Origin of the sequence: Streptomyces sp. NPDC050263 (assembly GCF_040655955.1) — a bacterium.
GTDB lineage: Bacteria > Actinomycetota > Actinomycetes > Streptomycetales > Streptomycetaceae > Streptomyces.
This window is the reverse complement of the sequence record NZ_JBFAKW010000062.1, coordinates 24,350-32,699: the sequence shown is the minus strand read 5'-3', so window position 1 is coordinate 32,699 and position 8,350 is coordinate 24,350. Positions and strand designations below refer to the sequence as shown.

At 68.2% G+C, this 8,350-nt stretch carries 8 protein-coding genes; all 8 read right to left on the bottom strand.

Features of this window, described 5'->3' with window-relative positions:
* Positions 1-27 precede the first annotated feature (27 nt).
* Positions 28-366 carry a hypothetical protein gene (locus AB0J04_RS25845; RefSeq protein WP_363170927.1) on the bottom strand — a complete coding sequence of 113 codons (339 nt, stop codon included), beginning with the start codon at positions 364-366 and terminating at the stop codon, positions 28-30.
* 4 nt (positions 367-370) lie between these two features.
* On the bottom strand, positions 371-820 hold the full coding sequence (locus AB0J04_RS25840) for a YbaB/EbfC family nucleoid-associated protein (protein ID WP_363170926.1): 450 nt from the start codon (positions 818-820) through the stop codon (positions 371-373).
* 62 nt (positions 821-882) lie between these two features.
* Positions 883-3,819, bottom strand: coding sequence for an AAWKG family protein (locus AB0J04_RS25835; protein ID WP_363170925.1), 2,937 nt, complete (start codon positions 3,817-3,819; stop codon positions 883-885).
* 44 nt (positions 3,820-3,863) lie between these two features.
* Positions 3,864-4,355: a type VII secretion system-associated protein gene (locus tag AB0J04_RS25830; RefSeq protein WP_363170924.1), complete on the bottom strand. Its 492-nt coding sequence runs from the start codon at positions 4,353-4,355 to the stop codon at positions 3,864-3,866.
* A gap of 40 nt (positions 4,356-4,395) precedes the next feature.
* On the bottom strand, positions 4,396-4,698 hold the full coding sequence (locus AB0J04_RS25825) for a WXG100 family type VII secretion target (protein ID WP_363170923.1): 303 nt from the start codon (positions 4,696-4,698) through the stop codon (positions 4,396-4,398).
* 50 nt (positions 4,699-4,748) lie between these two features.
* Complete coding sequence (locus AB0J04_RS25820) at positions 4,749-5,114, bottom strand: hypothetical protein (RefSeq protein ID WP_363170922.1); 366 nt, start codon at positions 5,112-5,114, stop codon at positions 4,749-4,751.
* A 305-nt stretch (positions 5,115-5,419) separates the two neighbouring features.
* The gene (gene eccB, locus AB0J04_RS25815; protein WP_363170921.1) at positions 5,420-6,901 is read right to left on the bottom strand and encodes a type VII secretion protein EccB; all 1,482 of its coding nucleotides are present in this window, start codon (positions 6,899-6,901) and stop codon (positions 5,420-5,422) included.
* Positions 6,902-6,920: 19 nt separating this feature from the next.
* Positions 6,921-8,321 carry a type VII secretion integral membrane protein EccD gene (gene eccD, locus AB0J04_RS25810; RefSeq protein WP_363170920.1) on the bottom strand — a complete coding sequence of 467 codons (1,401 nt, stop codon included), beginning with the start codon at positions 8,319-8,321 and terminating at the stop codon, positions 6,921-6,923.
* Between the last annotated feature and the right edge of the window lie 29 nt (positions 8,322-8,350).

The window sequence follows — 8,350 nt, the reverse complement described above, 5'->3', positions numbered from 1 at the left end:
ACTTCAGTGTGCGGGCGGGACGGGGAGTCAGAGACGACCCGGACGATTCCGGGTGTCGTTGATGCTGCCCAGCGCATAGTCCTGCGTCTGCTCGAAGTCGCCCAGGTTCGTCAGCACTCCTCGCTCAATGAGGCCGACGACCTCGGCCAGACGGAAGCCCACGCCGACCGCGAGGTCCCACTCCTCCCTCTCCCCGGGCAGCATCTGCCTGGCATACTCATCACTCTCGCCCGGCCAGGAGCGAGTGGGACCGACCGAGTCCTCGAAGTCCTGGACGGAAGCCCTCACCTGCACGGGGAACTCCCCAATGGTCGCGGTCGCCCGACGAATCCGTCCCGTCTGGGCAGAGAACGCCTCCGGTGGCATAGCGCTACTCCTCTCCGTCCTCGCTGATCTCGTCCCTCAACCTGCGCTGGGAGTAGCGGACATCGATGTCATCGGGCCCCTCCTCCAGAATGCCCGGCCCGAAGATCTTGGCCCAGTCCACGGTGAGGCCGGGCATCTCGGGGAGGGCGGGGAGGGACTGGGTCAGCGGGTCGAGGACACTCACCACCTGCCGCGCCATGATCGTCCTGCCGCGTTCCACGGCCTCCAGCACGCCGGCCGCCAGTTCCGAGGGCTCCATGTCCCGGTACAGACCGCCCAGGAACCGCATGTCCACGAGTGCCCCCTGGGCGTCGACGGTGACCTCGACGGACCGGTCCGCCGACTTCACGGTGCATGTGGAACCCTGCAGTTCCTCCTCCGCCCGCGCGACAGCGGCCTCCGCCTCCTTCAGTTGCTCCATGGCCTCGGCCAGGCGTTGCTGCATGGCGTCCATGGCTGACCCTCCTTATCTTTTCTGTCTCACGTTTCCGACAGCCGGGCCGCGTGGAGGGCTCGTCAGCGGCCGACGACCGCCGGTGCACCGCCTTCGTCGGTGCCCCACACGTCCTCGTCCTCGGGCTTCCAGCTCGCGCGGATCCGGTCCGCGCTCTCGGTGCGCCGCTGACCCGGTCCCGTGCCGCCGCCGTAGGCGCCCGTACTCGTCGCCGTGCGTCCCCGGGTGATGACGGCGTCCTCGTCGTCCAGGGCCGCGGAGCGGCTCTTGCGCCGGGGGGTCAGACCCGAGGCGCCCGTGGCGCCCGCATGGACCTCCCGCTGCCGCTCCGAGCCGCCCTCCTTGCCGCCACCGGCACCGCCGGCGCCCATCATGCCCGGCCCCATCGTGCCCGGCCCCATCGTGCCGGGCGCCGTCGACGTCTCCCCCGGGTCCGGGTTGAGCAGAGTGCCCGCGGAAGTGCCGGGCTCCGTGGCCACCGCAGGCGAACCGATGCCCCGACCCGCCTGGCCGGCGCCCTCGTCCTCGTCGAAGTACGCGCCGTCCTCCAAACCGTCGATGCCGGCGCTCCCGACGGTGTCCAGCCCGCTGTTGAGAAGACTGCTGCCACCGCCGCCGTACGAGCCGGTGTCGATGCTTCCGCCGGTGAAGTCGTCCGAAAGGTTGAGACTGTCACCGTCACCGGGAAGCAGGGGGTCCGGGCGGTCCTCGCCGGTGTCGGTGTTCGGCTGGGTGGGGCCGTTGAGGTCGATGGTGGTGCTGCTGCCGTCCGGCTTGGTGGTGGTGAGGGTGTCGGTGTCCGGGTTGAGCGTGGTGACGGTGCCGTCCGGGTGCTCGGTGACGATGTTGCCGGTGGCGGGGTCGAGGGTGACGGTGGTGCCGTCGGGGTGGGTAGTGGTGAGCACACCGCTGTCCGGGTCGAGGGCGATGGTGCTGCCGTCCGGTGCCTCCAGCGATCCATTGTTGAGGTCGGTGGTGGTGGTGCCGCCGTCCGGTTCGGTGACGGTTGCGAGCCCGGTGTCGGGGTCGACCTCGATGGCGGTGCCGTCGGTGAAGGTGGTGGTCAGGGTCCCGTCAGGGGCCAGCTCGGTTCGGGTGTCGGTGTCCGGGTTGAGCACGCTGACGGTGCCGTCCGGGCTGGTGGTGGTGACCGACCCGTCCGGATTGGCGACGGTGATGCTGCCGTCGGGGTTGAGCAGGGGGCCGTCCTCGAGGTCCGTGGTGACGGTGGAGCCGTCGGGCTTGGTCGTGACGGCGGTCCCCTGACGGGGGTTGAGGGTGACCGAGTTTCCGTTGGGATAGACGGTCGTCAGGGAGCCGTCCGGATTGAGCCGCGTGACAGGAGGGGTCAGGGACGTCTCATCGCCGTCGCCGGGAAGCGCCGACCCCGGTGTGGTGTCGGGGTTCAGCGGGATGCCAGAGAGGCCACCGTCGGCGCCTCCGTCTCCACCGCCGCCGGCGGAAAGGTCACCGAGACCCTCACCCCCGTTCAGCAACTCCCCAACACCACCACCGACATCGGAAAGCTCACCGCCACCACCGCCGGCGGAAAGGTCACCAAGACCCCCACCCCCGTTCAGCAACTCCCCAACACCACCACCGACATCGGAAAGCTCACCGCCACCACCGCCGACGGAAAGGTCACCAAGACCCCCACCCCCGTTCAGCAACTCCCCAACACCACCACCACCGAGCAGGCCGTCGGGTCCGAAGAGCTGTTCCAACGATTCCTCGTTCGCGTCCTCCACGCCCTCGTTGTAGATATCTGTGGGCGTCCGCGTGTCCCTCGGGTGTACCTGCTCCCCCACGTTCTCGCTGGCCCGAGCCCAGAGGCCGGTAAGCTCGCGCATGACGTCGCGCGCGACTTCGCCCAGCAGGTAGTCGACGTAGTCGCTCCACTTGTCGATGGCTTCCTGGCCCACGCCTCTGAAGGAATCCGGCCAGGCCAGGAACCCGTAGGTCGGATGGTTCTGCCTGAAACCCGGGTCGGTCCAGTAATTTCTGTCGAATTTCTCCGCAGTCAGCTGCGGAGTGGTCGAATTTCCCTGCTGATTTCCGTTCGGACGCGAACCGTCCATCCGGACCTGCCTGTGGTTGTTCTCAACAATCCACCCCGCGAGCTGCTGTATCTCGGAACGAAGCCAGAGCCAGGGGTCGTGCCACCCGCCGGCAAACACCTCCCACGATGCGCGAAGCGATTTCACACCGTTCCACAGGCTCTCCTGGGCCCAGGCAAGAGAGTCCGCGATCTGCGAGGCAGGGGTATGGCCGCCCAAGAAGGTGTGCGCGGGAGTGTAGTTACGGCCGCCCATCTGATCGACATAGCCGTCGTAGTTCCGGCGGATTGTGTGGATCAGGTCCCAGAAGGCACCCGCGGCCTGCCCGCGCCAGGGGGACTCCTCCTGGCCGAAGGCGTTTTCCCACTGTTGCAGCACGTCCGCGCGTCCCTGGAAGAACAGCGCGGCGCGGTCGAAGGCCATGCCGGAACGCTGGAAGGAGTCGAGGCTGACATGGTCCGGGTTCGCCACGGTGAGCCCGGCGTAGCTGACATTACGGGTCGAGTACGGAGAATCCCTGAGCGCGTCCAGGGCGACGCGAGGACCGCTGATGTAGGCGGCGAGGTTGGTCCGGTTCCCCTCGGGTGTCAGGTTTTCCCCTGGGGAGAGGAGGTGCGCGCCGTCCTTCCCGATGAACCGGATGTTGACGCCTCGCATCCGGACTCCGCGGTGCGAACCGTCGCCCTGTTGGGTCTCGTAGAAGGGCACGACGAAGTCGAAACCGTAGGTCTGCCAGCCCCAGTTGCCGGCAGCACTCTGGACAGGCCAGTGGTCGATGCCGACGACCTCGAAGAGGGGGATGCCGTTCTCACTCTTGAGGTCGTCAAACAGCCCTGAGCGTGGTGGCATTGGATAACCGGTGATCAGACGGACGGCCGTGGCCCAGTCGTCGTTGGCGGCTGGATCGCCCCCTGCGCTTCCGGATTCCTCGTTCTCGGGCATGACGTTCTCTCAAAGGATCGGAAAAAAACGGGGCAGATCGGCGCTCAGGCCGAATCGTCGTCGGATTCGCCCGGCGCATCAGAATCATTGGGCAAATCCGAGGTGGCCGAATTTGTGGAGGTCAGAACTTCCTCCACACCGTCCAAGTACTCCAGGTAATCCGCCGTCTCGATCGCCTGCAGATTGCTGCCCTGAGTGTCGAGGAGATTGGTGAGGGTATCGCTCAGACTGTCGGATATCCTCAGGAACAGCGTATCGTTCTGCTCCACGAGGTCGTCGATTTCCTGTGCGTATGTCCGCACTTCCGCGAGCAGCGGCCCTCCGGCCACCGGGCCTCCCTCGCTCATCTGCCCGACGACCAGGAGCGCGTCCTGTTCTTCTGCTCCGTCCGCGCGCTCAGAGCCGTTCAGCAGGCCCCACAGGGACGGGGCCCAGTCAGGTCGCCTGATTCTCTTCAGTTCCTTCATGAACTCCGCGACGTCGTGGTCACGGAAGTCGCGCAGGGCCTGTGCGTCGAGTTGCAGGAAGTCGGGCATGCGGCCGTGATCCTTTCAGCTTGAAACAGACAGGGGCGACTCAGGCGCCCACCCCGTCCCACAGACCCGTGTTACGGGCGTCCGTTCGCCTCCAGCCGTCGGTGTTCGCCTGCAGCACACCGGAGTACCCTTGGAGAATCCGTCCCATATTGTCCGTTTTGGCGTCCCAGGTTTTCTGGACTATTTCGTACTGGTCGCGGGCCTGCCCTTGCCAACTTTGGAGCGCGTTGAGGTTACTCCGGAGAGTTTCGATCAGTTGTCGGATGCTCGTATTGGCCGCCCGCAACTCATCGACTGTGATTTCTGCCCCGTTGGGGTTGATATAGATGTCATACTCGGGCATGATCTAAACGCTCCCTTGTCGGCTGAAAATACCGTGGATGACGGCTGCGGTCATCGCCCGTTCATGATTGCCGCGGCGGAGTTTGCAGCCGAGGCAATCGCACTCTCAGCCTCGACCGACTGAATCCGCATCTGGGAAGTATTCTCTTCGAATCTGTCGATGATGCTGGTCAGATCGCCTGCAATGCTCATGGCGTATGTGATCCAGTCACGCAGGAGCCGATTGTATTCATTGCCGTCCACGCCCTGGTATTGCGCCAGCAGGTTGTTCATCGAACCATCGACTCCGTCGACGGTTCGAACGAGTGCCGCATGGGCATCCTGCAAATGGCCTAGCGCTTGTGCGCTCTCGCTCTCACTCCCACTGATCATCGCACTGGGCATCGCGCTGGTCATCGCGCTGGTCATCTCTGACATCCCGTTCTCCTTTAAGTCTTTGAGCAGCGGGCGCAGGGGCTGTGCCAACGGAACCGAGAGTCAATCGATCGAGGAAGAGATTCATGGAAGAGATTCTCGGAATACGGATGAGACCGGTTGCCGAGCGCCGCTCCCGGATCGGCCCGTGCCAAAAGCTACAGCGCGGCGGGGAGGGGGTTTCCCCCCTCCCCGCAGGGATGGGTGCGATCGGGCAGTGGAAAGTGCCCCACCGTACGCGCCGACCGCAGGGCACGGGACGCACGCGCAGGGGCCGTAGGCAGCGCGCGCCCCCAGCCGGCCAAGGGTCAGGAACGCCCCGTGCAGGCGGCCGTGGTGGTCCGGGCCGCGGTGGCCCCGGCGGCCGCGTCCGGGCTGAGCTCGGGGCCGGTCGGCAGCATCGCCGGCAGTGGGGAGGGCAGTGCGACCGCGTCCTGGGCGGTGTATCCGAGGGCGGACAGTGCCTCCTCACCGCGTACGCGGTACTTGATCCCGTTCTCCGCGACCAGATACGTGGTGTCGCCGAGCGGCCCGCCGCCGGCGCCCAGCACACGGACGAGCGCACCCCGCCGGGGCGGTACGACGATGCCGTCCACGGGGTTGCAGGCGGCCGCGGCCCGCTCCCCGGTGCGCTGCGTGAGCGGGGTGAGCGCCGAGGTGGGCACCAGGGCGCTCGACACTTTGGTGCCGCCGGAGTCCGCCGGTTCGACCACGGCGCACAGCGTCATGCCGTCGGGGACCTCGGCCAGACGGGGCGGCGAGTCCGGCAGTTCGGCCTGCGCCGTGGCGCCGCCGGGTGCGAGGTGCCGCCCGAGGACGTCCGAGCCGAGTGTCCGCACCTGCGGGGGCTTCTCGCCGTAGGCCAGGGCGCGGGTCTTCGGGTCACCTAGGAGAAGGGCCGCGGCAGTCTCCGTCAGCGGCTGGAGGCCCTTGCTGCCCAGCACGTGCCAGGTTGTCGACCCGCCCGGAACCTGTACCTGAAAGAGCTGGCCCACCGTGGTGGCGGAGTCGCCGAGCGACGGTCCGGGCTCACCCCGGCCGGGGACGTCCGGCGGAGCCAGGTCCGGTCCGGTCGGCAGCGCGTCGAGGAACGCGGCCGATACGGGGCGGGGCGTGGCGGACCCGTACCCAAGGGACCTCGCGGCACCGCCCGCCTTGTCGAGCCGGAGCCTGCTGCCGCGCCACATCAGGTGGAGCGTACCGTCGGGGCCCTTGAGCAGGGCCGCTTCACGAGTGCTCAAGGAGTGGTCCGCGGAACGGTCGCCGCCCACCGTCAGCACGGTTTGGTCCGCCCTGCCGTCCGGCGCTGCCCCGCTGTTCCCGGCTGTCGTGACGGAACAGACCCGCCAGGCACCGCGCTCCAGCCGGTCCGCGCCGGGGACACTGTCAGGCGCTCCCTCGATCCCCACCGGGGCTCCGATCGGGGTGTCCGCCAGAGACTTGGTGCCCACGGCGACGGCGGCCAGGTCCTTGCCGCCGAGCAGCCGGGCGGAGGCGAAGTTGCGGACGGGACGCAGCCGGCCGTCGAGGTAGAGGTAGCGCGCTCCGGTGTCCTTGTTCACGATCAGCGCGTTGCCGCTGCGCCAGGAGTCGTTGCCGCCGGGTGAGAGCAGCCCGAAGACGAAGGCGCCGGCACCGATGAGCAGGGCGATCACCACACCGATCGCCAGGCCCCGGGAGGTTCGGGCCAGGGGGCTCTCCGGCGCGTCCGGCTCGGCCATCAGCATCCCGGAGTTGAGCCGGCCCATGACGAACATGTGCGCCTGGACCTGATCCCGCTTGGATTGCATGGTGTTCTCCGTTCAGCGTTCAGCCGTTGAAACCGCGCAGGCTTCCGAAGACGCCCAGGACCCACAGGAGCAGGGGCAGCAGGCTCATCGCGAGGGCACTGTGCAGAAGTTCGGCGGCCCGGCCCCAGTGCGGCACGAGCCGGCGGCCCGGCAGGAACCACGAGGCGACGGCGAGCGCTGCCGCCACTGCGAGCACCGCACCGGCCACGAGTGGCCGCTGCTCAGGCCGCGCGGCCGCGGCCAGGGACAGGGTGAGCACGGCGAGGCCCAGCGTGCCGGGCAGGGCCATGGACAGGCGCTGCCAGACGTTGCCGAGGCCCCGTGCGTGCAGCAGCAGGAGCAGTGAGAGCACTGCCGTCGTCACGCGGTCGGGCAGTGCGTGGGACGGTGCCACGGCGACGAAGCAGATCACGGCCACCGCTCCGGCCGTGCCGTAGAGAACCGTCATCCAGGCGTCGGCCACCTCGGTGCGGACGGCGACACTCCGGCTCGAGTACGGCTCGATGTCCTCCTGTAACTGCCGGGGGTTGGACGGCAGGAACGGCATGCGCATTCCGGCCAGTTTGAAGCCGATCGACGGGACGAACGGGCCCAGCGCCGCCCCGATCGCCGCGATCACCAGGGCCGCCTCGTGGAGCGGGAGCCCGGCGAAGACCATCAGCGACCCGGCGGCGGCCGCGGCCAGCGCACTGAGGATCACCCCGGCGAACACGGGTGCGTGGAGCCCGACGAGGGCCAGCGCCAGGGCGGCGCCGCCCGTGCCCGCCGCACCCGCGGCCAGCAGCTGGGCGCCCAGCGCCTCGTGGCTCCGGGGTCCGGCCATGTCACCACCTGTCACCAACGCGCCCGTCAGGGCGAGGCACAGTGCGGCGAAGACGCCGAGCACGGCCCCCGAGGCCGGGTCGCCCACCGCGCGGCCCGCGGTCGCCGCGGTGGCCAGCAGCAGCGCGGCGGCGACCGCCAGCGCCGGCACCCGCATACCTTCGGGGACTCCGGGCCAGGCGAGGATCAGCAGTCCGGTGGCCACAGTGAGGCCCATCAACCCGCGCAGCAGCATGCGGCTGCTCTTGGGTCCCCATGTGTGCAGGCGGTGGCGCATGGTGTCGGCTATGCCGTCCACGAGGTCGTCCAGCCGCACTTCGGGAAGTTCGTCGGCGCGCGGGCGCAGGTACAGTACCTCGCCGTCTGTGATGTTCAATGAGGCGAGGGTTTCCTCGCCCTCCAGTGCGGTCCCTCCCAGGGGCTGGAGCACCCAGCCCCCGTGTTCCAGGCCTTCTTCCTCCAACTCGGTGCCGGCATGCCGCAGAACGACGGGAAGCAGGTCGGCCACCGGTACGTCGGAGGGAACCGCGAGATCGAGGGAATTGCGGGGGGTGCGCACGGTAAGACGGCACAGGCCCGCGGTTGAGGTTTCGTTCAAAGGAAGCGCCTTTTCTGAGTAGCATCAGA